Source organism: Achromobacter deleyi (assembly GCF_902859705.1).
In the GTDB taxonomy this organism is placed as follows: domain Bacteria; phylum Pseudomonadota; class Gammaproteobacteria; order Burkholderiales; family Burkholderiaceae_B; genus Achromobacter; species Achromobacter deleyi.
On sequence record NZ_CADIJO010000011.1, the window covers coordinates 133,532 to 157,074 of the forward strand.

Below are 23,543 nucleotides of genomic sequence, written 5' to 3' on the forward strand. Positions count from 1 at the left end.
AATCGGTTTATGGGAAACGCGGCGGGTGGGCGCGCTATTGTTCGGCCAGCCAGGCAATGAGGGCGTCGTCGAACGCCCGCACGGCGCCCGCCTGTTCATGGTTGACGATGCTGACCACGACGAAGCGCTTGCCGCTGGCGCCCAGCACATAGCCCGCGATCGAGCGCACGTCGCGCAGCGACCCGGTTTTCAGGTGGGCCATGCCGGCAATGCCGTCGCCCTTCAGGCGGCGGCGCACCGTGCCGTCGACGCCGGCAATCGCGAAGGATGAAATGTACTCGGGCATGACCGGCGAGTTCCAGGCCACGGTCAGCATCGACGCCAGGCTGTCGGCGGACACCCGCGCTTCGCGCGACAGGCCGGCGCCGTTGTCGATCACCAGTTCCGGCATGTCCAGGCCCTGCTTGGCCAGGAGGCCCTTGGCCACGGTCTCGCTGCTGACCACCGTCGCGGGCCGGCGGCCGCGCTCGGCGCCCAGGGTCAACAGCAGCGTGCGCGCCATGACGTTGTTGCTGCGCTTGTTGATCTGGCGGATCACTTCGGCCAGGGTCGGCGAATCGTGCGAGGCCAGCACCACGGCGTCGCCGGGCACCACGCCCGTGCGCACCTGGCCCTTGAAGGTGCCGCCCAGTTCCTTCCAGAGCATGCGGAAGACTTCGGTGGCGTAGTCGTTCTGCGACAGCGCCAGGCGGTACAGGCTGAATTCGCCGCAGGAACCGGCCACCTTGCCGCTGACCCGCAGGGTCACGCCCTGCTGGGTGATGACGGGGTCGGTCTGGACCACGGGCGCGCCGGGGCAGCGCGCATCGCTCCAGTCCACCTTGCCTTCGATCTTCAGGCCGGGTAGCGGCGGGTCGATCAGCGGCACCCATTTATTGGCGGCCGGATCAGGGCTGAACAGGATGCGCACGGCGCCAAAGCCCACCATCAGCGCGTCGGGGCTGGCGTTGTAGGCACGGTCGGGCGCACCGTCGAAGGCGCCGGGGTCGGTCGTGACCTGGCCGAAGATGCTGCGGTCGATCACCAGGTCGTTGATCTGCTTGACCCCGCGCAGGCGCAATTCGCGCAGCAGCGCCCACAGGTCCTGCATCAGGAACTGCGGGTCGCCGCCAGCGCGCAGGTACAGCGGACCGGGCAACACGCCGCGGGCGTCCGGCCGGGCGCCCGGCTCGGTCATGAAATCGGTGCGCCAGACGTAGTTAGGCCCCAGTTCGGACAGCGCCGCCCAGGTGGTGACCAGTTTCATCACCGATGCCGGGTTGCGGGCTTCTTTGGCGTTCAGGGTCGCCAGCCGCGGGCCGCCGACCTCTTGCACCACCAGAGACAGGGCGCTGTCAGGCAGCTTGGTGGCCTTCCAGGCGTTGACCACGCTGGGCGGCAGGCCGGGCACCTGCGCGCAGGCATTGCCGGCGGCCAGGGCCAGCAACCCGCCGGCCAGCCATCGCGCCGGCCCGCTCCACCGCTTTTTCCCTGATCCTGTCATGCCCTGTCCACCTGGTTGCCTTGCCTCGCGAAACCGAGAGCATACAAAACCTGGGACGGTTACGGGTGGCGGCTACTGCAGTTTCCACTTGCCGCCCGCCACGGTCGCCATGACCAGCGCGCGTTCGTCCAGGCCGTTGTGGTCGGTGGCGCTCATGTTGACCACGCCGGTGGCGGTCGGCAGGTTCTTCACGTTTTCCAGCGCGTCACGCAGCGCCGCACGGAATTCCGGCGTGCCCGGCTTGGCCGACTTCAGCGCCACGGGGATCGCCTGCTGCAGCAGCAAGCCCACGTCCCAGGTATAGGCTGCGAACAGGGACACGCTGCCAGGGCCGTTGGCCGCCTCGTACTTCTTGGCGAAGGCCTGCGCCGTGGCCTTGACCGGATTGCTCTCGGGCAGCAGGTCGGCCACCATCACCGGCCCCACCGGCACCCAGGCGCCGTCGCAGGCCGTGCCGCACACCCGCAGGAAGTCGTTGTTGGCCACGCCGTGGTTGAAATAGATCTTGCCCTGGTAGCCGCGCTCGCGCAGCGCCCGGGCCGGCATCGCGGCCGGCGTGCCGGACGCGCCCACCACCACGGCGTCCGGGGCGGCACCGACCAGTTTCAGGGTCTGCGCCACGGCCGACGTGTCGGTGGGCGCGAAGCTTTCGCGGCCCACGATTTCGATGCCGTGTTGCTTGGCCGCCTTTTCCACTTCCACCCAGAAGGTTTCGCCCAGGGCGTTGTTGAAGCCGATGAAGGCCAGCTTCTTGACGCCGTTGGCGGCGGCATGGCGGGCGATGCCTTCGGCCATCAGGGAATCGGAATGCGGCGTCTTGAAGACCCAGCGGCGCTTGTCGTCCACCGGGTCGATCAGGCGGGCCGACGACGCCAGCGTGATCACCGGCGTGGCGCCGCTGGCCACCGTGTCCAGCATGGCCATGGTGTTGGGGGTGGTGGTCGAGCCGACGATCAGGTCGACCTTGTTCTCGGAAATCAGCTTGTGCGAATTGCTGACCGCCCGCGTGGTGTCGGACGCGTCGTCCAGCACCACGTATTCCACCTTCACGCCGCCTATTTCCGTGGGAAGCAGACTGATGGTGTTGCGTTCAGGGATGCCCAGCGAGGCCTGGGGGCCGGTGGTGGACAGGGTGGCGCCGATCTTCACCTGGGCCAGCGCGGGTGCGGCGGCCGCGACCAGCAGGGCCGCCAACGCGGCCTTCAATGTGCAACGGGGGGTCATGCGTCGTCTCCTTTGGGGCGCGGATATCGTTATGCGTCTTGCCGATCCGCTACGGCGTGAAAGCGTTATACGACGGGAACCCCCGCTTGCGGCAGGAAAGCGCCCTTATGGAAAACCAGCGCCCCGCCATCGTCGTCCGGGGCGTGCAGGCGCAGCACCTCGCCGATCAGCACGGCGTGGTCGCCCACTTCCAGCACCTGGCGGATGGCGCACTCGAAGCGCGCGGCGCAGGCATCGAACACGGGAATGCCGTCCTGCCCCAAATACCAGTCCAGCCCCGCGTAACGGTCGGCCACCGGCTGCGAAAACACCCGCGCCAGGTCGCGTTGCGGCGCCCCCAGCACATGGATGGCAAAGCCGCCCTGCGCCATGAAGTCGTCGTAATGCATGCTGGCGCGGCGCAGGCTCCAGAGCACCAGCGGCGGGTCCAGCGACACCGGGGCGAAGGAATTGACCGTCAGGCCGATGGGCCCCTGGGCGCCGGCGGCGGTCACCACCGTGACGCCGGTGGCGTAGCGCCCCAGCGCCTGCCGCAGGCGAGGGGGGCTGAGATCAAGGGTGGCGCAGGTCATGGGAGACTCCAGCGGCCTCTTCCATCAGGCGCCGCATCGAATCCAGCACCCGGTCCTGCGGCATCAGGCCGAAATTGTGCAGGCTCATCACGTGGTCCAGGCCCATGTCGGCCAGCCGCGCAAGCTTGTCGGCCACGGTGCGGGGCGAGCCGAACAGCGACAGGCCGCTGGCGATGATGTCGTCGTAGACCTGCTTGCGCGCGTACAGGCGCGTTTCCACATACAGGTCAAAGGCGCGGGCGGCGCGTTCGCGGGCCTCGTCGTCGGTGGCGGCCACGTGGGTGTGCAGCGCCACGGCCGCCATGCCGGTGGCGTCTTCGATGCCGGCTTCGGCCAGCCCGCGGCGGTAGTCCTGCATCATCAGGCCGATCTCTTCGAAGTTGTCCACCGCGGCGTAGGGCACGAACAGCATGCGGCGTCCCTGGCGGCCCACATGGTAGGCGGCCTCGCGGCGCAGGATGGCCACGTAGACGGGCACCGGTTGCTGCACCGGCTGCACGTTCAGCCGGACCTCGTGGATGCGATTGAACTTGCCTTCGTGGTTGACCCGTTCGCCAGACAGCAGGCGCTCGACCAGCATCAGGTTTTCGTCGAAACGCTCGCGCTTGATGGCCGGATCGACGCCGTAGCCCTCGAATTCATGCTTCAGGTAGCCCGAGCCCACGCCCAGCGACAGCCTGCCTTGCGAAAGCTGATCCACCAAGGCATAGTTTTCCGCCACCGTCAGCGGGTTGTGGAAGGTCAGGATCGAAATCGCCGTGCCCAGCCGCAAGCGCGTCGTCTGCTGCGACAGGGCCGCCAGGAACACCGCCGGATTGGGCACCGCGCCGTACTCATGAAAGTGGTGCTCGGCCACCCAGAACGTGTCGTACCCCCACTGTTCGGCCTGGCGAGCCTGCTCCAGCACCTGGCTGTACAGCTGGCCCAGGCTGCGGGGCTGGTCGGGGTAATGGTCTTGTACCGAGAAGATGGACAGCTTCATGGTTGTCTCCGTATTTGTCCGCGGCGGCGCGCTGATGTATTTTTTAGTGATACACGTATTCTAATAAGAGACGAACTGATGTCAACAGAGAGCAGCACCGGGATCCAGTCCGCCGAAATCGCCCTGGACGTCCTGACCCGGCTGGCCGAGCTGGGCGGCGCCGTGTCGGTGTCGGAACTGGGCCGCAGCCTGGACATGCCGCGCGCCAAGGCGCACCGCTACCTGGTGTCGCTGGAACGGCGCGGCTATGTCGAGCAGGACCCCGCCAGCGCCCGCTACCGGCTGGGGCCGCAGGCCCTGCACACGGGGCTGGCCGCGCTGGCCGAGGTGGATTTCGTGAAACTGGCGGCCGGCTGCCTGGAAGACCTGAGCGCGACCATCGGCCAGACCGTCTTCATTTCCGTCTGGGGCCAGCACGGCCCCACCATCGTGCAATGGCGCGACGCCCGCCTGCCCGTCACGGTGAACGTGCGGGTCGGCTCGGTGCTGCCGCTGCTCAACAGCGCCACCGGACGCGTCTTCGCGGCCTGGCTGCCCGAGGCGCTGGCGCTGCCGCGCGCCTTGCAGGAATGGGATGCGGCGCAGCGCCAGGGCGCCGACCCGGCGGGCCTGCTGGGCGATCCCGCCGGCCCCGCCCTGGCCACGGCCGATGTTGCCGACCCTGCCGCCACCCTGCGGCGGCGCTGGCTCGCCACCCGCGAACGTGGCTATGCCTGCGTCAGCGGCCACCTGCTGCACGGCATCGACTCGGCCGCGCTGCCGGTGCTGGACGCCCAGGGCCAACTGGCCGGGGCCATCACCGGCCTGGGCCTGCACGGCGGCTTCGACCTGTCGCCGGACGGCGCGCCGCTGCGCGCGCTGGCGGCGGCGGCGGCCGATTGCTCGCGCCGGCTGGGCTGGCGCGGCGGACGCTGAATCGGGCCTGGCCGCCCCGGCCAACCGCCCTTTTTTCCAGCCCCTTTACAATAGCGAGTTGCCCCAGAGCCGGCCCCCGGGCCTGGCTCGTTTTTTCGCCGCCCCATTGCCGGCGGCCCGGCGCCCTTGCTGCGACCTTCGCCACGCCCGCCCCCTGATACCGATATCCCGTGCAAGCCCTTACCGTTTCCGACTTCGACTACGAGCTGCCGCCCGAGCTCATCGCGCAGACGCCCGCCGCCCAGCGCACGGGCAGCCGGCTGCTGCACCTGGACGGCGCCAGCCAGCTCCATGACCGCCGCTTCGCCGACCTGGAAGGGCTGCTGCGCCCCGGCGACCTGCTGGTGTTCAACGACACCCGCGTGATCAAGGCGCGCCTGGCCGGCCACAAGGCCACGGGCGGCAAGATCGAAGTGCTGGTCGAACGCATCACCGACACCGACCGCGCCCTGGCGCACGTGCGGGCCAGCAAGTCGCCCGGCCCCGGCATGGTGCTGCGCCTGGCCGACGCCTTCGACGCCACCGTGCTGGGCCGCGAAGGCGAACTGTTCGACATCCGCTTTCCCGGCCCGGTGCTGGACCTGCTGGATGCGCACGGCGCCACGCCGCTGCCGCCCTACATCACGCACGAGGCCGACGCGGGCGACGACGACCGCTACCAGACCGTCTACGCCCGCGAACCCGGGGCCGTCGCCGCTCCCACCGCCGGCCTGCACTTTGACCAGCCCACGCTGGACCGCCTGGCCGCGCTGGGCGTGGACCGCGCCTTCGTCACCCTGCACGTGGGCGCCGGCACCTTCCAGCCCGTGCGCGTGGACAACCTGGCCGACCACATCATGCACGCCGAATGGTTCACCGTGCCGCAGGCCACCGTGGACGCCATCGCCGCGGCCCGCGCCAAGGGCGGCCGCGTCATCGCGGTGGGCACCACCAGCGTGCGCGCCCTGGAATCCGCGGCCGCGCAGACCGAAGGCCGCACGGCCCCCGGCCTGCCGCTGGCCGCCGCCCAGGGCGACACCCGCCTGTTCATCACCCCTGGCTACCAGTACCGCGTCGTCGACGCCCTGGTCACCAACTTCCATCTTCCCCAGTCGACCTTGCTGATGCTGGTGTCGGCGCTGGCCGGCGTCGAGCCGATCCGCCGCGCCTATGCCCACGCCGTGGCCCAGCGCTACCGCTTCTTCAGCTATGGCGACGCCATGTTCATCGAATCCCCTGCCCCATGACCGGACTGAATTTCGAACTGCTCGCCACCGACGGCGGCGCCCGCCGCGGCCGCATCACGCTGAACCACGGCGTGGTGGAAACGCCCATCTTCATGCCCGTGGGCACCTATGGCAGCGTCAAGGCCATGATGCCGCACGAGCTCAAGGAGATCGGCTCGCAGATCGTGCTGGGCAACACCTTCCACCTGTGGCTGCGCCCGGGCACGGAAATCATGGAAAAGCACGGCGGCCTGCACGGCTTCATGCAGTGGGACAAGCCCATCCTGACGGATTCGGGCGGTTTTCAGGTGTTCAGCCTGCAAGGCATGCGCAAGATCACCGAGGAAGGCGTCAAGTTCGCCTCGCCCATCGACGGCGCGCGCCTGTTCCTCACGCCCGAAGAATCCATGCGCATCCAGCGTTCGCTGAATTCGGACATCGTCATGGTGTTCGACGAGTGCACGCCCTATGAAATCGACGGCCGGCCCGCCACCGTCGAAGAGGCCGCCCGGTCCATGCGCATGTCGCTGCGCTGGGCGCGCCGCTCGCGCGAGGAATTCGACCGCCTGGAAAACCCGAACGCCTTGTTCGGCATCGTCCAGGGCGGCATGTACGAGGCGTTGCGCGACGAGTCCCTGGCCGGCCTGCAGGACATCGGCTTTCATGGCTACGCCATCGGCGGCCTGTCGGTGGGCGAGCCCAAGGAAGACATGATGCGCATCCTGGCGCACGTCACGCCCAAGCTGCCGGCCCAGGCGCCGCGCTACCTGATGGGCGTGGGCACGCCGGAAGACCTGGTCGAGGGCGTAAGCCGCGGCGTGGACATGTTCGACTGCGTCATGCCGACCCGCAACGCGCGCAACGGCTGGCTGTTCACCCGCTTTGGCGACGTCAAGATCCGCAACGCCAAGTATCGCGACGACACCCGCCCGCTGGACCCCAGCTGCGAATGCCACACCTGCGCGCACTTTTCGCGCGCCTACCTGCACCACCTGCAGCGCGCCAACGAAATCACCGGCGCGCGCCTGAATACGCTGCACAACCTGCACTTCTACCTGACCATCATGAAGGAAATGCGGGAAGCCATCGCCGAAGGCCGCTTCGACGCCTGGCGCGCCCAGTTTGCCGCCGACCGGGCGCGCGGGGTGGAATAGGGCCGCCGGCGCAGGTCGGCGACCCTAGTGAAAACCACGAGGCCATGGGGGCTTTTTATTTGGCGATCCGCCCCCATCACTGCGCACAGGCCGTGACAGGTAGCCGGGAATAACCTCGCTACAATAGTCGGCTTGCCCTATCCATGGCTCGCGCGGGGATGGGCGCAGAACAAGATCGACGACAGCTCGATACAAACAAACCCAAACAGACTATACGCAGGAGAATTACATGTCCGCTATCGATACCGCCAGCCTCGTCGTGGCCCAGGCAGCCCCCGAAGGCAACGCGCTGATGGGCATGCTGCCCATCATCCTGATGTTCGTGATCCTCTACTTCCTGATGATCCGTCCCCAGATGAAGCGCCAGAAGGAACACCGCAATCTGATCGCCGCCCTGGCCAAGGGCGACGAAGTCGTCACCGCCGGCGGCATGCTGGGCAAGGTCACCAAGGTGAACGACAGCTACGTCACCGTCGAAGTGTCCGAACTGGCCGACAAGCCGGTCGAGATCATCATGCAGAAGTCGTCGGTCTCGACCGTTCTGCCCAAGGGAACCATCAAGGCCCTGTAAGCGTCCCATAGGAGCGCCGCCGGGCCCCAGGGTTCGGCGGCGCCGCTCCGCCGCCCGCCGCGCCTGTCGCCCGGGCGGCCCTTTCATCACTCTTACATGAAGTAGCCGGCAATGAACCGCTATCCCCTCTGGAAGTACATTACGGTCCTGATTGCGGTCTTTATTGGCCTGCTCTATACGCTTCCCAATTTCTACGGCGAGTCCCCCGCCGTCCAGGTTTCCAGCGCCAAGGCCACCATCAAGGTGGATACGGCCATGCTGAGCCGGGTCGAGCAGGTACTGGCCGACGCCAAGATCCCCAACGAAGGGGTCTACTACGAACAGAACGGCACGCTCGGCACCGTGCGCGCCCGCTTCACGTCGACCGACCTGCAACTGCAGGCGCGCGACCTGATCGACAAGTCCCTCAATACCGTCCAGGGCGACCCCCACTACACCGTGGCGCTGAACCTGTTGCCCGCCTCGCCCACCTGGATGCGCGCGATGGGCTGGTTCGCCCCCAAGCCCATGTACCTGGGCCTGGACCTGCGCGGCGGCGTGCACTTCCTGCTGCAAGTGGACATGCAGGGCGCCCTGACCGCCCGCTACGATTCCCTGGCCGCCGACGTGCGTTCGGTGCTGCGCGACCAGAAGGTCAACGTGGCCGGCGTCGAACGCTCGGGCATGGGCGTGGCCGCCACCTTCGCCAACTCGCAGGACCGCGACCGCGCCATCTCGACGCTGCGCACCCGCCTGCCTGACCTGGAATTCACCGAAAGCGAAGAAAACGGCAAGCTGCTGCTGATGGGTGCGCTGAACCCGGCCGCGGTCACCCGCGTGCAGGACTCGGCCCTGAAGCAGAACATCAACACGCTGCACAACCGGATCAACGAACTGGGCGTGGCCGAACCGGTCATCCAGCAACAGGGTTCGGACCGCATCGTGGTGCAGTTGCCCGGCGTGCAGGACGTGGCCAAGGCCAAGGAACTGCTGGGCCGCACCGCCACGCTGGAAATCCGCATGGTCGACGATTCCCCCGCCGCGCAAGCCGCGCTGCTGGGCGGCTCGGTGCCGTTCGGCCTGGAACGCTATTCCGACCGCGACGGCCGCCCCATCCTGGTGCGCCGCCAGGTCGTCCTGACCGGTGAAAACCTGCAGGACGCCCAGCCCGGCCGCGACTCGCAGACCCAACAGGCCGCCGTGCACCTGACGCTGGATTCCAAGGGCGCCCGCATCTTCCGCGACGTCACCCGCGACAACATCGGCAAGCGCATGGCCATCCTGCTGTTCGAGAACGGCAAGGGTGAAGTCGTGACCGCCCCCGTCATCCGCAGCGAAATCGCCGGCGGCCAGGTGCAGATCTCGGGCAGCATGAGCTCCGAAGAAGCCGCCGACACCGCCCTGCTGCTGCGCGCCGGTGCGCTGGCCGCGCCGATGTCGATCATCGAAGAACGCACCATCGGCCCGAGCCTGGGCGCCGACAACATCTCGAAGGGCTTCCATTCGACGCTGTACGGCTTCCTGGCCATCGCGGTCTTCATCATCATCTACTACCACCTGTTCGGCGTGTTCTCCACCGTCGGCCTGACCCTGAACGTGCTGCTGCTGCTGGCCCTGCTGTCGATGCTGCAGGCCACGCTGACGCTGCCAGGCATCGCGGCTATCGCGCTGACACTGGGCATGGCCATTGACTCGAACGTGCTGATCAACGAGCGGATACGGGAAGAACTACGCGCCGGGGCGTCGCCGCAACAGGCGATCCACCACGGTTTCGAACGCGCGTGGGGCACCATTCTCGACTCCAACCTCACCACGCTGATTGTCGGCCTGGCCCTGCTGGCATTCGGTTCCGGTCCCATCCGCGGCTTCGCGGTGGTGCATTGCCTGGGCATCCTGACCTCGATGTTCTCGTCCGTCGTGGGCGTGCGCGCGCTGGCCAACCTCTGGTACGGCCGCAAGAAGAAGCTCACGTCGATTTCCATCGGCGAAGTCTGGAAGCCGAAGACCAACTGAACATGAGTGCGGGCGGCCACGCCGCCCGCCACCGACAAGCCAGGGCAAAAAATGGAATTTTTCCGGATTCACCGCACCATCCCGTTCATGCGCCACGCGCTGGTGCTGAACATCATCAGCCTCGTCACCTTCGTGGCGGCGGTCTTTTTCATCCTTACGCGCGGCTTCCACCTGTCGATCGAATTCACCGGCGGCACGGTCATGGAAGTCAACTACGCCCAGACGGCGCAGCTTGAAAGCGTGCGCGGCGTGGTCTCCAAGCTGGGCTACACCGACTTCCAGGTGCAGAACTTCGGCACCTCGCACGACGTCATGATCCGCCTGCCCCTGCAGGAAGGCCAGACCTCGGCCACCCAGAGCGAGACCGTCATGGCCGCCCTGAAGACCGCGGACCAGGGCGTGGAATTGCGCCGGGTCGAGTTCGTGGGTCCGCAGGTGGGCCAGGAACTGCTGCACAACGGCCTGATGGCGCTGCTGGTCGTGGTCATCGGCATCATGGTGTACCTGGGCTTTCGCTTCGAATGGAAGTTCGCCGTCGCCGGCGTGATCGCCAACCTGCACGACGTGGTGATCATCCTGGGCTTCTTCGCCTTCTTCCAGTGGGAATTCTCGCTGTCGGTACTGGCGGGCGTGCTGGCGGTGCTGGGTTACTCGGTGAACGAATCCGTGGTCATCATGGACCGGATCCGCGAGAACTTCCGCAAGTACCGCAAGGCGGATGTGCACGAGGTCATCAACAGCGCCATCACGCAGACCATCTCGCGCACCATCATCACCCACGGCTCGACCCAGATGATGGTGCTGGCCATGCTGTTCTTCGGCGGCCCCACCCTGCACTACTTCGCCATGGCCCTGACCATCGGCATCTGGTTCGGCATCTACTCGTCGGTGTTCGTCGCCGCTGCGCTGGCCATGTGGATGGGCGTCAAGCGCGAAGACCTGATCAAGCCGGTCAAGAAGGAAGGCGAAGAAGGCGAAGCCGCCTGATCTTTCCGCCCATGAAGAAAAACCCGTCGCATTGCGGCGGGTTTTTTTTGGGGCCATTTCTTCAACCGTGTTACGGCAGGCATTGGCTAGCCTCCTGGCACCACTGTACTGACCGCCCCCGCCCAGGTGTACGGGTACGGCGTCCCCCGTATTCGATACCATAGGCGCCATGAAACTCGTCCTCGATCATCTCGTCGTCGCCGCCGCCGACCTGGACAGCGGCACCCGCCATGTGGCCGACCTGCTGGGCATTGCACCCGCGGGCGGCGGCGCGCATCCGCGCATGGGCACCCACAATCGGGTGCTGGGCATGGCGGGCGGCGTGTACCTGGAAGTCATCGCCATCGACCCCGATGCGCCGGCGCCGCAACGGCCGCGCTGGTTCGGACTGGACCAGCCCGCCCTGCGCGCGCGGCTGGCCGACGGGCCGTTCCTGGCGCATTGGGCGGCGCGCGTCGCGGCGCCTGACGACCTGTCCGACTGGCAGGCCCGGCACCCCGACCGCATCGCGCCCGCCATTCCCATGACGCGCGGCGACCTGCGCTGGCGCCTGACCGTACCGGACGACGGCAGCCTGCCCACGTGGCGCGACGGCGACCAGACGGCCGGCGACGGCCTGCTGCCCACCCTGATCCAATGGGACGTGGACGCCTATCCCGGTGTCAGCCTGCCCCGCCAGGCGCTGACGCTGCAATCCCTGGCCGGCACCCATCCGCGCGCGGCCTTGCTGCGCCAGGGGCTGGCCTGGCTGGGCGCCGATCACCTGATCACGATCGACCAGGCCGACGGCCCGCCGCGCCTGCAAGCCCGCATTGAAACCGCCCAGGGCGTAAAGACCCTCACATAGGGTTCAGGCCCTGACGCCTGCCGGCCCTGCCCCACCCCACAACAGAACGAGAGACACCCCATGACCGCCCCCATCAAGCGCTTCGACGACGAACCCTATCTGCAGCAGTGCGAGGCCACGGTCACCGCCGTCACCCCCGAAGGCATCGAACTGGACCAGACCGTCTGCTACGCCCGCAGCGGCGGCCAAGCCGGCGACAGCGGCACCCTGACCTTGCCGGACGGCCAGGTGCTGGCGCTGGCCGACACGGTCTACGCCGATGATCGCAGCCGCATCCTGCACGTGCTCGTCGAAGGCGCCGCACTGCCGCAAGTGGGCGACCGCGTCACCGTCGCCATCGACTGGGTGCGCCGCCACAAGCTGATGCGCCTGCATACCTGTCTGCACTTGCTGGGGTCGCTGGTGCCGGCGCCCGTCACCGGCTGCAGCATCTCGCCCGACTCGGCGCGCATCGATTTCGACCTGCCCGAATCCACGCTGGACAAGGCCGACCTGACCGAACGCCTGAACGCGCTGATCAACGCCCGCACCGACGTGGCCGTCAACGCCATCACGCCCGAGGAACTGGCCGCGCAGCCGGACCTGGTGCGCACGGTGGGCGCGGCCCCGCCCGCCGGCACGGCTCGCATCCGCATCATCGAGATCCCCGGCGTGGACCGCCAGCCTTGCGGCGGCACGCATGTGGCCAACACGGGCGAGATCGGCCCGATCACGGTCACCAAGATCGAAAAGAAAAGCCGCACCAACCGGCGCGTGGTCGTCGCCTTCGCCTGAGCGCCACGCACCGGACCCGCGCGTAAGCGTTGATCTCGCCCACCCAAGAAAAAGGCTGCCAGGACGGCAGCCTTTTTTTTCCGGCGAAGGTCTCGCTCGCTGGCCGGTTCAGCCTTTTTTCCACCAGCGCCAGGGCGCCCGCAGCGGCCACTGGTAGCGGCTGCACAGGATGCGCGGGGCCAGCAGATGGCCGACGGCAATGGCGATGCCCGCGGCGGTCATGACGTCGGACAGGTAGTGATCCAGGTTCACAAGGCGGCTGACGGCGACCAGCGCTCCCAGCGACAGGAACGCCCAGCGCCAGCGCGGCGCCAGGATGCCCAGCACCACCGCCACGGCAAAGGCCGCGTAGGTGTGGCTGGACGGAAAGGAATTGAACTGCTGGGCGCGCGAGAACGATTCGCCCAGCCCGTAGATGCCTTTTTCGAAGAACAGCTCGGGCCGGGCCCGCGCCACGGAACGCTTGAGGATCAGCACGATCAGCCCGCCCACCGCCATGGTGGACAGCATCAGCAGGCTGCCGCGCGCCATGCTGGCAAAGCTCATGCGCACCGGGTTGCGCCAACCGCGCGCCAGGCCGACCAGGCCAACGATGTAGAACGCCAGCGCCACGCCGATGTAGCGGCCGCTTTCGCCCAGTTCGCCGATCCATTCGAACGATTGATTGACGCCGTCGCTGACCGACTGGCGGATCCAGACCGCCAGCGGCAGGTCGATCCACAGGGCGCTGGCGCCGGCGGCCAGCGCCAACAGAACGCCCGCCATCAACCACGCGCGGGTGGACAGCGGATTGCGGAATTCGTCAGCAGCGGCAGCCGGAGCAACGGCCGTGGGCGCGGCCACGGGGGGCATGAGAGGATTCGGCGTCATCGGACCGTTGGCGTAAAGATAATTATTATCGGAAAGGGAATCGGCGAAGGCCAGCTATCGTAACGGCCCCGGGTGACCAATCCAAGAAGGAAATTTGCAGCAAGGGGTAAAATTCCGCCTTTCCCTTCTTCTGCCCCCGGGATCTACACCCGTCACGGCGACCAACATGCAAGAAACTTCCCTCAAGCGCGCGCACGCCGCGCCCGACGGCGCCCCCGCCGCCGCCCTGTCCCCCGACGCCGCCACCGGCGCGCCCCGCAAGCTGTATATCCGCACCTTCGGCTGCCAGATGAACGAGTACGACTCGGACAAGATGGCCGACGTGCTGCGCGGCGACCAGGGACTGGAACTGACCGACAACCCGGAAGACGCCGACGTCATCCTGTTCAACACCTGTTCGGTGCGCGAGAAGGCCCAGGAAAAGGTCTTTTCCGACCTGGGCCGCGTGCAGCACCTGAAAAAGACCAACCCGAACCTGGTGATCGGCGTGGGCGGCTGCGTGGCCAGCCAGGAAGGCGAGGCCATCGTCAAGCGCGCGCCCTATGTGGACGTGGTGTTCGGCCCGCAGACCCTGCACCGCCTGCCCGACCTGATCAAGCGCCGCCGCGAACAAGGCCGTTCGCAGGTCGACATCAGCTTCCCGGAAATCGAGAAGTTCGACAACATGCCGCCCCCGCGGGTCGACGGCGCCACGGCCTTCGTGTCCATCATGGAAGGCTGTAGCAAGTACTGCAGCTTCTGTGTCGTGCCCTACACGCGCGGCGAAGAAGTCTCGCGCCCGTTCGACGACGTGCTGATCGAAGTGGCCGACCTGGCCGACCAGGGCGTCAAGGAAGTGACGCTGCTGGGCCAGAACGTGAATGCCTACCGCGGCCGCATGGCCGACAGCGACGAGATCGCCGATTTCGCCATGCTGCTGGAATACGTGCACGAGATCCCCGGCATCGAACGCATCCGCTACACGACCTCGCACCCCAAGGAAATGACCCAGCGCATGGTGGACGCCTACGCCCGCCTGCCCAAGCTGGTGTCGTTCCTGCACCTGCCGGTGCAGGCCGGCAGCGACCGCGTGCTGGCGGCCATGAAGCGCGGCTACACCACGCTGGAATTCAAATCGGTGGTGCGGCGCCTGCGCGCGGCGCGCCCCGACCTGACGCTGTCGTCGGACTTCATCGTGGGCTTCCCGGGTGAAACCGAAGAAGACTTCGAAAAGACCATGAAGCTGATCGAAGACGTGGGTTTCGATACCTCGTTCTCGTTCGTGTATTCGCGCCGTCCCGGCACGCCGGCGGCCGACCTGCACGACGACACGCCGCAAGACGTCAAGCTGCGCCGCCTGCAACGCCTGCAGGCGCTGATCAACGAGCAGGCCGCCACCATCGCCCGCAACATGGTCGGCACGCGCCAGCGCCTGCTGGTCGAAGGCCCCTCGCGCCGCGATCCCAACGAACTGATGGGCCGCACCGAGAACAACCGCATCGTCAATTTCGCCGCGCCCGCGCGGCTCATCGGACAGATGGTCGACGTCATCATCACCGAAGCGCACACCAATTCGCTGCGCGCCCGGGTGGCTGACGTCGACCGCGTTCCCCAAGAGGCCGAATGACCACTTCCCGCCCCCGCGCCCGCCGCAGCATGCCCGCCGTCGTCACCCTGGACGGCGACAACACCCACCTGGCCAATCTGTGCGGCCCGCTGGACGAAAACCTGCGCCAGCTGGCCGATGGCATGGGCGTGAAGCTGTCGCGCCGCGGCAGCCGCGTCACCATCGAAGGCGAACGCGCCGAGCTGGCCGGGCGCGTCCTGCGGCGCTTTCACGAACAAGCGGTGCACCGCGCCCTGTCGGTCGACGACATCCAGCTGGGGCTGGTCGAGATCGGCGTGGGCCGCCAGGAAGACAAGCTGCAGGAAGCGCCTGCCCACGAGGCCGACCCGCTGCCCGCGCTGGACGACGAAAGCGACGGCATCGCCCTGCGCACCAAGCGCAGTGACCTGCGCCCGCGCACGCCGCGCCAGCGCGACTACCTGAACAACATCCTCAAGCACGACATCACCTTCGGCGTGGGTCCGGCCGGCACCGGCAAGACCTGGCTGGCGGTGGCCTGCGCCATCGACGCGATGGAACGCGACACCGTGCAGCGCCTGGTGCTGACGCGCCCGGCGGTCGAGGCCGGCGAACGCCTGGGCTTTCTGCCCGGCGACCTGGCGCAGAAGGTCGACCCCTACCTGCGCCCGCTGTACGACGCGCTCTACGACCTGATGGGCTTCGAGAAGGTGCAGCGCCTGTTCGAAAAGCAGACCATCGAGATCGCCCCGCTGGCCTATATGCGTGGCCGCACCCTGAACCACGCCTTCGTCATCCTGGACGAGGCGCAGAACACCACGCCGGAACAGATGAAGATGTTCCTGACCCGCATCGGTTTTGGCAGCAAGGCCGTCATCACCGGCGACCCGTCGCAGGTGGACCTGCCGCGCGGCCAGGACAGCGGCCTGGCGCACGCAGTCAAGGTGCTGCACGACGTGCAGGGCATCGCCACCACCCGTTTCACCAGCCGCGACGTCGTGCGCCACCCCTTGGTGGCCCGCATCGTCGACGCCTACGACCGCGCTTCCGAAAATGACGCCTGACCTGTCCCTTTCCGTCCAGTACGGGGTCGAAGAACCCCGCCTGCCCCGCTGGCGCCTGCGCCGCTGGGCCGAGCGGGCGCTGGCCGCCGCGGCCGAGGACGGCCTGGTCGAATTCTCGGCCGCCGAGCTCAGCCTGCGGCTGGTGGGCGCCGCCGAAGGCCGCCGCCTGAACCGCGATTTCCGCCAGCGCGACTACGCCACCAACGTGCTGACGTTCGAATACGGCGTGGACCCGCTGGGGGTAGCCCGCGGCGATATCGTGATGTGCGTGCCGGTGCTGGTGCGCGAGGCCCGCGAACAACGCAAGGCGCTCCTGGACCACGCCGCCCACCTGACGCTGCACGGCGTGCTGCATTCGCTGGGCTACGACCACATCAAGGCGCGCGACGCCCGCCGCATGGAAGCGCTGGAAACCGCCACGCTGGCCCGCATGGGCATCGCCGATCCCTATTTCGCCCCCTGATACCGGGCCTGGGGTCAACCCTGACAAATCGGCGTGAAATGGCGTCCTACAAGGCGCAGATCGCGTCGGTTACCCCCATTTTCGGGGGCGGCGTTACAAATCGGGCGCCAGTTTCGGTTATGCTGGCCCCTCCATAACTTGTCCTCCCGGACGATGTCTGACCCTTACCCTGCTCCCGAAGCGACCCCTGCTCGCTCAGCCAAACCCGCCACCAAATCCCTTCTAGACCGCCTGCTTTCCCTTGTGCGCCGCGAGCCCGAGGACCGTGAAGGCATCAAGGCCATCCTGGAAGCCGCCCACGACCGCGACCTGCTCGACGCGGAGTCCTACAAGATGATCAAGGGCGCGCTGGCCGTGTCCGAGGGCACCGTCGGCGACATCATGGTTCCGCGTTCGCGCATGGACCTGCTCGACGTCACGCAGCCCATTCCCTACCTGGTGGCCTCGGTGATCGAAACCGCGCATTCGCGGTTCCCCGTGTACGAAGGCGACCGCGACAACATCATCGGCATCCTGCTGGCCAAAGACCTGCTGCGCTGCATGCTGGAACCCGGCATCGAAGTGCGCACGCTGGTGCGCCCGGCCGTGTTCATTCCCGAATCCAAGCGCCTGAACGTGCTGCTGCACGAGTTCCGCGCCAGCCGTAACCATCAGGCCATCGTCATCGACGAGCACGGCGGCATCTCGGGCCTGGTCACCATGGAAGACGTGCTCGAACAGATCGTCGGCGACATCGAAGACGAATTCGACGAAACCGAAGAAGACTCGATCTTCCCCGAAGGCGAAAACCAGTGGCGCGTGCTTGCCGCCACCGACATCTCGCACTTCAACGACGTGTTCGGCTGCCAGCTGCCCGACGACGAGTACGACAGCGTCGGCGGCTGGATGGGCGGCCAACTGGGCCGTATTCCGCGCCGCGGCGATACCGCCGAATTCGACGGCCTGAAGCTGGAAGTGGCCCGCGGCGACGCGCGCCGCGCCATCTGGCTGCGCGTCAAGCGCGGCACGGCCGCGCGCAACGTTTCCCCCACCGACAACGCATGACCCGCAGCACTCGCAGCCGGCTCCTGCGCGGCGCCGCCGGCCTGACGCTGGCGGGCGCCGTCCATGCCTTGACCTTCGCGCCCGGCCCGCTGCCCGATTGGGCGCTGGCCATCACGCAGATCCTCGCGCTGGCGGTGGCCGCCCGCGTCACCCTGTACGCCCCGACGGCCCGCCAGGCCTGGGCGCGCGGCTGGCTGTTCAGCTTCGCGACCTACGCACTCGGCCTGTACTGGATCTTCATCAGCCTGCACCGCTACGGCGACCTGGCCGCGCCGCTGGCCGTGGCCGCCGTGCTGGCCTTGTCCGCCTTCCTGGCGCTGTTTCCGGCCACGGCCGGGGCGTTGGCGCGGCGCTATGCGCCGCTGGCGCACGATTCCACGCCAGCCCGCGTGCTGTCGGCCACGCTGGCCTGGGGTGCGCTGTGGGCCGGCTTCGAATGGGTCCGCGCCGTACTGCTTACCGGCTTCCCGTGGCTGAACATCGGCTACGCGCAAGTCGACAGCCCGATTGCCGGCTGGGCGCCGCTGCTGGGCGTGCACGGCATGGCGTTCGTGTCGGCCTTCGCGGCCGCCGCCATAGCCAGCCTGTGGCGGCCGGTGGGCGATCAGAAACAGGCCCGCGATGGCCGCCGCGCGCTGTCGGCCGGCGTGGCGCTGGCACTGGTCGCCGCAGGCTGGCCGCTGTCGCGCATCGACTGGTCCTCCCCCAGCGGCGAACCGCTGAACGTGCGGCTGGTCCAGGGCAACATCGAGCAATCGCAGAAATTCGACCCCGCACTGCTGGATCAAAGCATCCGGCGCCACCTGGAACTGGCGGCCCTGCCGCCTGCGCCGGGCGTGCCGGCGCCGCAGATGATCATCCTGCCGGAAACCGTGATGCCGGTCTTCCAGGATCAGCTCGATCCGCGCGTGTGGGAAATCTGGCGCCAGGTCGCGGCGCGGCAGAACGCCGTGGTCGCCATGGGTGTGCCGGTGCACGACGTGGTGAACGGCCGCGACCGCTACACCAACAGCGTGCTGGGCTTTGACGGCCAGACGCCGGCCACGCAATTGGTGAGCGGCGCCACCGCCATGCGCTACGACAAGCGCCACCTCGTGCCGTGGGGCGAATACGTGCCGCCGGGCTTTCACTGGTTCGTCGACATGCTCGACATTCCGCTGGGCGACTTCGACCGCGGCCCCGAACGCCAGACGCCGTTCGCCGTGGGCGGCCAGCACATCGCCTTCAACATCTGCTACGAAGACCTGTTCGGCCCCGACCTGCTGCCCGCGCTGCAGCCGGGCCCCAACGGCGAACCGGGCGCGACCATCCTGGTCAACGTCAGCAATCTGGGCTGGTTCGGCGATTCCTGGGCCTTGCGCCAGCACTTGCAGATCGGGCGCCTGCGCACCATCGAAACCGCCCGCCCCATGCTGACCTCCACCAACACCGGCATCACCGCGGCCATTGACGCCAAGGGCCATGTCGCGGCCCAGCTCGCGCCGTTGCAGCCGGGCGTGCTGCCGGTCGTGGTGCAGGGCATGACGGGGCTGACGCCTTACGCGCGCTTTGGCGACAAGTCGGCCCTGGCGCTGATCGGCCTGGCGCTGATCGCCGCCTTCGGCAGCAATCGCCGGACACGACGCGGCTGATTTCGCGCGGGCTTTCGCTCGCCGTCTTTGCCCGCTTGTTTTGCCCGTCACCTTCGTTGCCCCACCCGCCTTCCAGCGGACCGGGCAACGGTTTCAGGCATGCCGTTCAAGCAAACAGATTGGCCGGCAACGCGCCGCTGTCGTCTTCCGGACGCAGCGGCCCGAAGCCCGCGCCCGTCAGTTCGATGGCGTTGGCGATGCGCGCCATGTCGTCGGCATCCAGCTCCAGTTCGGCAGCGCCCACCACGCCATCGACCTGCGCCGCATTGCGCGCCCCGACGATGGCGCCCGTGACGCCCGGCCACGCCAGCGTCCAGGCGATGGCCACCGCCGCCTGCGTGGCGCCATGGCGTTCGGCAATGGGTTTCAAGGCTTCGGCCAGGGCCAGGTTGCGCGCCAGGTTGGGGGCCTTGAATTCGGCGTTGCGCGAACGCCAGTCGTCCTGGCGCAAGGCCTGCGCGCGCTCGGCGGTAAAGCCGCCGCTGAGCAATCCCGATTGCATCGGGCTGTAGACAATGACGCCGGTGCCGTTCTGCGCGCACCACGGAATCAGATCAGCGGCGGCGCTGCGCTGGATCGCCGAAAACGGCGGCTGCAGCGATTCCACGTGGCCCAGCGCTTCGGCGTCCTGCAACTGCGCCAGATTGTGGTTCGACAGGCCCACCGCACGCACCTTGCCCGCTTGCTTGAGATCCAGCAGTTCCTGCCAGTAGGCTTCGAGCGGCGTACCGTCGCCCGCGGGCCAGTGCATCTGGTAGAGATCGATGCGCTCGACACCCAGGCGGCGCAGCGAGGCTTCGACTTCACGGCGGATGCTGGCCGGCGCGCCGTTGCGCCGCGGGGTTGCCTGCCGCTGGTCGGCAGACCACGTCAGGCCGCACTTGGTGAACACGTAGGGCCGCTCGCCGGGACTCATCTGCGCCAGCGCGCGCCCCACGATTTCCTCGGAATGCCCCAGTCCGTAGACGGCAGCCGTGTCGATCCAGTTGATGCCGCGATCGACCGCCAGGCGGATGGCCGCGATGGAATCCGTGTCGTCCTGCGGCCCCCAGCCGATCGCCCAGTCGTTGCCGCCCATGGCCCAGGCGCCCAACCCGATGCGGGTGATGGACATGTCGCTGCGCCCCAACGGACGCGTGGGAAAAGAAGTCTTTGTGCTCATGCGAAAAAAATCTCCTGCCGGCAAGACATCATGGCAAGGCCGGCCACCGCCGCCTCGCAGCATCCACGATAGCACTCGGCCAAGCCTTTGATTTTCCGGCGATCATCGCAGCGCACGCGCGCTTTTCGGAACGCCGGAAAGCGGCTTTGATGGGCATCGATCAGGCCGCAGCCGCCACTCATGCGTCCCCTTGAATCAAAAAACCCCTCAACTTTTTCATTTTTTGCATCACATCGACTTGCACACCCAATTTAGTTCGTGCATAATCTCGTTTCTTCGCCAACGGCACTAAACAAAACCGGCAACGAACCACGAAAAACGGCACTGAAAAGCGCCAGAAATCGTGAAAACGTTGAAGGATTTTAGAGTCGGTTGTGACCAGGGGGTATAGCTCAGCTGGGAGAGCGCTTGCATGGCATGCAAGAGGTCAGCGGTTCGATCCCGCTTACCTCCACCAGTCCAAAACGAAGAAAGCAGTACAGTTTGTGCAGGTCCAAGTCCCCTTCGTCTAGAGGCCTAGGACATCACCCTTTCACGGTGAGTACAGGGGTTCGAATCCCCTAGGGGACGCCAGTCTTAATGGCAGCAGTATGTGAATGCAGTTGAAGTGTCACAGTAGTTGAGTATGCCGCTGCGGAGCGGTAGTTCAGTTGGTTAGAATACCGGCCTGTCACGCCGGGGGTCGCGGGTTCGAGTCCCGTCCGCTCCGCCAAGTTTGCTCTACGCAGTGCCGTTCAAGAGCTCCGTTCCGGGAGCTTTTTGCATTTATAAGGGTGTAAGCCTTGTTGTTTGAAGTGTGGAACAGCAGGGACTTCTGGGGGGTATAGCTCAGCTGGGAGAGCGCTTGCATGGCATGCAAGAGGTCAGCGGTTCGATCCCGCTTACCTCCACCAGTAAAGCAGTTCGCAGTAAAGTAGTTCTGTTCAAGTCCCCTTCGTCTAGAGGCCTAGGACATCACCCTTTCACGGTGAGTACAGGGGTTCGAATCCCCTAGGGGACGCCAGTTCACCCTGGCATGTTTTACCAAGCTGCCCTGACAAGCAGTGTGTTGCGCACGTTGATTTTGCCGCTGCGGAGCGGTAGTTCAGTTGGTTAGAATACCGGCCTGTCACGCCGGGGGTCGCGGGTTCGAGTCCCGTCCGCTCCGCCAAGCACTCTGTGCTTATCTCGCATCGCGAGACCAGTTGTTCCGCAGGGGTACCCCTGCAATGCGCCAGAAGGCGCCCGCCAAAAGCTCCGGATTCCGGAGCTTTTTTGTTTGGCGCAGCCAAGCGCCCTGCACCCTTTCCCTTGTGTGTCTCGTCCGTTTATCCTCTGGACAGGCCGGCCTTGCCAACGCATCCTGTGCGCTTGTGCCCGCCAAGCAAAGAGGCTTACGTGACCGCAAGCAATGCCGCTCCTCACGCGCACCGCCAACACCTGCAACGCATCATCGCAGGCCTGAACGAAGGCATCATCCTGATCGAGCCCGACGGCGCCATCGCCTGGGCCAACGACAGCGCCCTGGCGCTGCACGGGGTTGAGATGCTGCAAGGCCTGGGCCAGACGCCCGCAGGCTATCGCAAGCGCTTCGCCCTGACCTACCGCAACCATCATCGCGTGCCCGCCCGGCATTACCCGCTGGACCGCCTGGCCGCGGCCGAGCCATTCGACGACCTGCAACTGGACCTGACGCGCAAGGATGACGCCGACTTCCTGCGCAATATCCGGGCGCGCGGCCTCTTGCTCGAAGGCGACGGCAACGACTACCGCGTGCTGATCCTGGACGATCAGACCGGCCAGTTCAACGCCGAGCAGCGCTTCGAGCGCACGTTCGGCGCCAACCCCGCCCCCGCCCTGATCTGCCGCCTGTCCGACCTGCGCTACGTGAAGGTCAACCAGGGCTTCCTGGACATGACGGGGCTGACGCGCGACGCGGTGCTGGGCAAGTCCGCCTACGAACTGGATGTGCTGGACGGCGGCGACGACAAGGACGACGCGGTGGCCAAGCTGAATGCCGGCCTGACCATCACCCAACGCGAAGGTGTATTGAGACTGACCGACGGCGGCGCCAAGTTCGTGATCGTCGCGGGCCAGCCAATCGACATGCACGATGAACCCTGCATGCTGTTCACCTTCATCGACCTGGAAAAGCGCAAGCGCGCCGAAGAGGCGCTGCAGCAAAGCGAAGAACGTTTTTCCAAGGCCTTCCGCCTGGCGCCGGTTCCCATGGCGTTGTGCGAAGGCGAGTCGCTGCGCGCCCTGGACATCAACGATGCCTTTGCGCAGGCCACCGGCGCATCGCCCGACGACGCCGCCGGCCAGGAGCTGACGGCCTTGGGGCTGCGCCCCTTCGAAGGCATGGCCGAGAGCCTGGCGCGCGGCGAAAGCGTGCGTAACCGCGACAGCCGGTTGGTCGCGGCGGACGGCAGCGAACTGGACTGCCTGGTGTCGGCCGAGCCGGTCATGATCGGCGGCGAGCGCCGCGTGCTGCTGGTGATGCAGGACATCACCGAACGCAAACGCAACGAGACCGAGCTGCTGACCGCGATCGAGGCCGTGATGCAGGATACGTCCTGGTTCAGCCGCGGGATCATCGAGAAGTTGGCGCAACTGCGGTCGCCGGCGCCTGCCGCGCGCGACGTGGCCGAACTGGCGCAACTGACCTCGCGCGAACGCGAGGTGCTGGGGCTGCTGTGCCAGGGACACAATGACGACGACATCGCCAAGCAGCTGCGCCTGTCGCGCAACACGGTGCGCAACCACGTAGCCACCATCTACAGCAAGATCGGCGTGCACCGGCGCAGTGCGGCCATCGTCTGGGCGCGCGATCGCGGCATCACCGGCCACGAAAAGCCGCGGACGCGGGGCAAAGCCGGGAAAACCTGAGCCCCATCCGCCGAATTTACAAATTGAATCAAAATAATCAAGGGGTGCGCCTGCGCGAAGATGCCGCCGCGTTCGCGCAGCCGCACCCTCAAAAAACGCCATTTCCATAAAAAATGGCAGCAACACCCCGCTAAAAAACAGAACTGACGCCAGATTGCGCAAACCCTGCGC

The 23,543-nt window shown here is 66.9% G+C and carries 20 protein-coding genes and 6 tRNA genes; 20 read left to right on the forward strand and 6 right to left on the reverse strand.

What is annotated here, in order from left to right; translation table 11 throughout:
• Nucleotides 1-34 precede the first annotated feature (34 nt).
• The 4 genes from dacB to HV798_RS17295 all read right to left on the reverse strand — a co-directional run bounded on the left by dacB (nucleotide 35) and on the right by HV798_RS17295 (nucleotide 4,261).
• Nucleotides 35-1,483, reverse strand: a complete 1,449-nt coding sequence (gene dacB, locus HV798_RS17280) for a D-alanyl-D-alanine carboxypeptidase/D-alanyl-D-alanine endopeptidase (protein ID WP_175194099.1) — start codon at nucleotides 1,481-1,483, stop codon at nucleotides 35-37.
• Nucleotides 1,484-1,555: 72 nt separating this feature from the next.
• On the reverse strand, nucleotides 1,556-2,707 hold the full coding sequence (locus HV798_RS17285; RefSeq protein WP_025137323.1) for an ABC transporter substrate-binding protein: 1,152 nt from the start codon (nucleotides 2,705-2,707) through the stop codon (nucleotides 1,556-1,558).
• A gap of 65 nt (nucleotides 2,708-2,772) precedes the next feature.
• Nucleotides 2,773-3,279: a flavin reductase family protein gene (locus HV798_RS17290; RefSeq protein WP_175194097.1), complete on the reverse strand. Its 507-nt coding sequence runs from the start codon at nucleotides 3,277-3,279 to the stop codon at nucleotides 2,773-2,775.
• A complete protein-coding gene (locus HV798_RS17295; protein ID WP_175194095.1) occupies nucleotides 3,260-4,261 on the reverse strand; it encodes an LLM class flavin-dependent oxidoreductase in 1,002 nt (333 codons plus the stop codon). Before HV798_RS17295 ends, HV798_RS17290 begins: the two co-directional genes overlap by 20 nt.
• A gap of 78 nt (nucleotides 4,262-4,339) precedes the next feature.
• On the opposite strand from HV798_RS17295, the gene HV798_RS17300 reads away from it, so the two are divergent.
• From HV798_RS17300 to HV798_RS17335, 8 genes are all read left to right on the forward strand, one after another.
• Nucleotides 4,340-5,176, forward strand: coding sequence for an IclR family transcriptional regulator (locus HV798_RS17300; RefSeq protein WP_175194093.1), 837 nt, complete (start codon nucleotides 4,340-4,342; stop codon nucleotides 5,174-5,176).
• Nucleotides 5,177-5,346: 170 nt separating this feature from the next.
• Nucleotides 5,347-6,402, forward strand: a complete 1,056-nt coding sequence (gene queA, locus HV798_RS17305; RefSeq protein ID WP_175194091.1) for a tRNA preQ1(34) S-adenosylmethionine ribosyltransferase-isomerase QueA — start codon at nucleotides 5,347-5,349, stop codon at nucleotides 6,400-6,402.
• Entirely contained in the window at nucleotides 6,399-7,535 is a 1,137-nt protein-coding gene (gene tgt, locus HV798_RS17310; protein ID WP_025137318.1) for a tRNA guanosine(34) transglycosylase Tgt, read from the forward strand. Before queA ends, tgt begins: the two co-directional genes overlap by 4 nt.
• A 229-nt stretch (nucleotides 7,536-7,764) precedes the next feature.
• Nucleotides 7,765-8,106: a preprotein translocase subunit YajC gene (yajC, locus tag HV798_RS17315; protein ID WP_006390891.1), complete on the forward strand. Its 342-nt coding sequence runs from the start codon at nucleotides 7,765-7,767 to the stop codon at nucleotides 8,104-8,106.
• Between the two features lie 111 nt (nucleotides 8,107-8,217).
• Nucleotides 8,218-10,098 (forward strand): protein translocase subunit SecD, encoded by a 1,881-nt coding sequence (gene secD / locus HV798_RS17320; RefSeq protein ID WP_175194089.1) that lies wholly within the window; start codon nucleotides 8,218-8,220, stop codon nucleotides 10,096-10,098.
• A gap of 51 nt (nucleotides 10,099-10,149) precedes the next feature.
• A complete protein-coding gene (secF, locus tag HV798_RS17325; RefSeq protein ID WP_025137316.1) occupies nucleotides 10,150-11,085 on the forward strand; it encodes a protein translocase subunit SecF in 936 nt (311 codons plus the stop codon).
• A 169-nt stretch (nucleotides 11,086-11,254) separates the two neighbouring features.
• Nucleotides 11,255-11,932, forward strand: a complete 678-nt coding sequence (locus HV798_RS17330) for a VOC family protein (RefSeq protein ID WP_175216481.1) — start codon at nucleotides 11,255-11,257, stop codon at nucleotides 11,930-11,932.
• Between the two features lie 60 nt (nucleotides 11,933-11,992).
• A complete protein-coding gene (locus HV798_RS17335; protein WP_175194085.1) occupies nucleotides 11,993-12,706 on the forward strand; it encodes an alanyl-tRNA editing protein in 714 nt (237 codons plus the stop codon).
• Nucleotides 12,707-12,814: 108 nt separating this feature from the next.
• Here the strand turns inward: HV798_RS17335 and HV798_RS17340 are convergent, their stop codons facing one another.
• Nucleotides 12,815-13,576, reverse strand: coding sequence for a phosphatase PAP2 family protein (locus HV798_RS17340; protein WP_175194083.1), 762 nt, complete (start codon nucleotides 13,574-13,576; stop codon nucleotides 12,815-12,817).
• A gap of 166 nt (nucleotides 13,577-13,742) precedes the next feature.
• Between HV798_RS17340 and miaB the strand changes: the two genes are divergently transcribed.
• The 5 genes from miaB (at nucleotide 13,743) to lnt (ending at nucleotide 19,342) form a co-directional block, all read left to right on the forward strand.
• A complete protein-coding gene (gene miaB, locus HV798_RS17345) occupies nucleotides 13,743-15,182 on the forward strand; it encodes a tRNA (N6-isopentenyl adenosine(37)-C2)-methylthiotransferase MiaB (RefSeq protein ID WP_175194081.1) in 1,440 nt (479 codons plus the stop codon).
• Nucleotides 15,179-16,204, forward strand: a complete 1,026-nt coding sequence (locus HV798_RS17350) for a PhoH family protein (protein WP_175194079.1) — start codon at nucleotides 15,179-15,181, stop codon at nucleotides 16,202-16,204. The genes miaB and HV798_RS17350 overlap by 4 nt, the downstream gene beginning before the upstream one ends.
• A complete protein-coding gene (gene ybeY, locus HV798_RS17355; protein ID WP_175194078.1) occupies nucleotides 16,194-16,667 on the forward strand; it encodes an rRNA maturation RNase YbeY in 474 nt (157 codons plus the stop codon). The genes HV798_RS17350 and ybeY overlap by 11 nt, the downstream gene beginning before the upstream one ends.
• 153 nt (nucleotides 16,668-16,820) lie before the next feature.
• Complete coding sequence (locus tag HV798_RS17360; RefSeq protein ID WP_025137309.1) at nucleotides 16,821-17,711, forward strand: CorC family transporter; 891 nt, start codon at nucleotides 16,821-16,823, stop codon at nucleotides 17,709-17,711.
• Nucleotides 17,708-19,342, forward strand: a complete 1,635-nt coding sequence (gene lnt / locus HV798_RS17365) for an apolipoprotein N-acyltransferase (protein WP_175194076.1) — start codon at nucleotides 17,708-17,710, stop codon at nucleotides 19,340-19,342. Before HV798_RS17360 ends, lnt begins: the two co-directional genes overlap by 4 nt.
• A gap of 106 nt (nucleotides 19,343-19,448) precedes the next feature.
• Here the strand turns inward: lnt and HV798_RS17370 are convergent, their stop codons facing one another.
• Nucleotides 19,449-20,504, reverse strand: coding sequence for an aldo/keto reductase (locus HV798_RS17370; protein ID WP_175194074.1), 1,056 nt, complete (start codon nucleotides 20,502-20,504; stop codon nucleotides 19,449-19,451).
• 381 nt (nucleotides 20,505-20,885) lie between these two features.
• On the opposite strand from HV798_RS17370, the gene HV798_RS17375 reads away from it, so the two are divergent.
• From HV798_RS17375 to HV798_RS17405, 7 genes are all read left to right on the forward strand, one after another.
• Nucleotides 20,886-20,961, forward strand: a tRNA-Ala gene (locus HV798_RS17375).
• A 40-nt stretch (nucleotides 20,962-21,001) separates the two neighbouring features.
• Nucleotides 21,002-21,077, forward strand: a tRNA-Glu gene (locus tag HV798_RS17380).
• Between the two features lie 62 nt (nucleotides 21,078-21,139).
• Nucleotides 21,140-21,216 (forward strand) — tRNA-Asp (locus HV798_RS17385).
• Between the two features lie 105 nt (nucleotides 21,217-21,321).
• Nucleotides 21,322-21,397, forward strand: a tRNA-Ala gene (locus HV798_RS17390).
• A 34-nt stretch (nucleotides 21,398-21,431) separates the two neighbouring features.
• A tRNA-Glu gene (locus HV798_RS17395) sits at nucleotides 21,432-21,507 on the forward strand.
• A 70-nt stretch (nucleotides 21,508-21,577) separates the two neighbouring features.
• Nucleotides 21,578-21,654, forward strand: a tRNA-Asp gene (locus tag HV798_RS17400).
• Between the two features lie 227 nt (nucleotides 21,655-21,881).
• On the forward strand, nucleotides 21,882-23,372 hold the full coding sequence (locus HV798_RS17405) for a helix-turn-helix transcriptional regulator (RefSeq protein ID WP_175194072.1): 1,491 nt from the start codon (nucleotides 21,882-21,884) through the stop codon (nucleotides 23,370-23,372).
• Nucleotides 23,373-23,543: the final 171 nt, after the last annotated feature.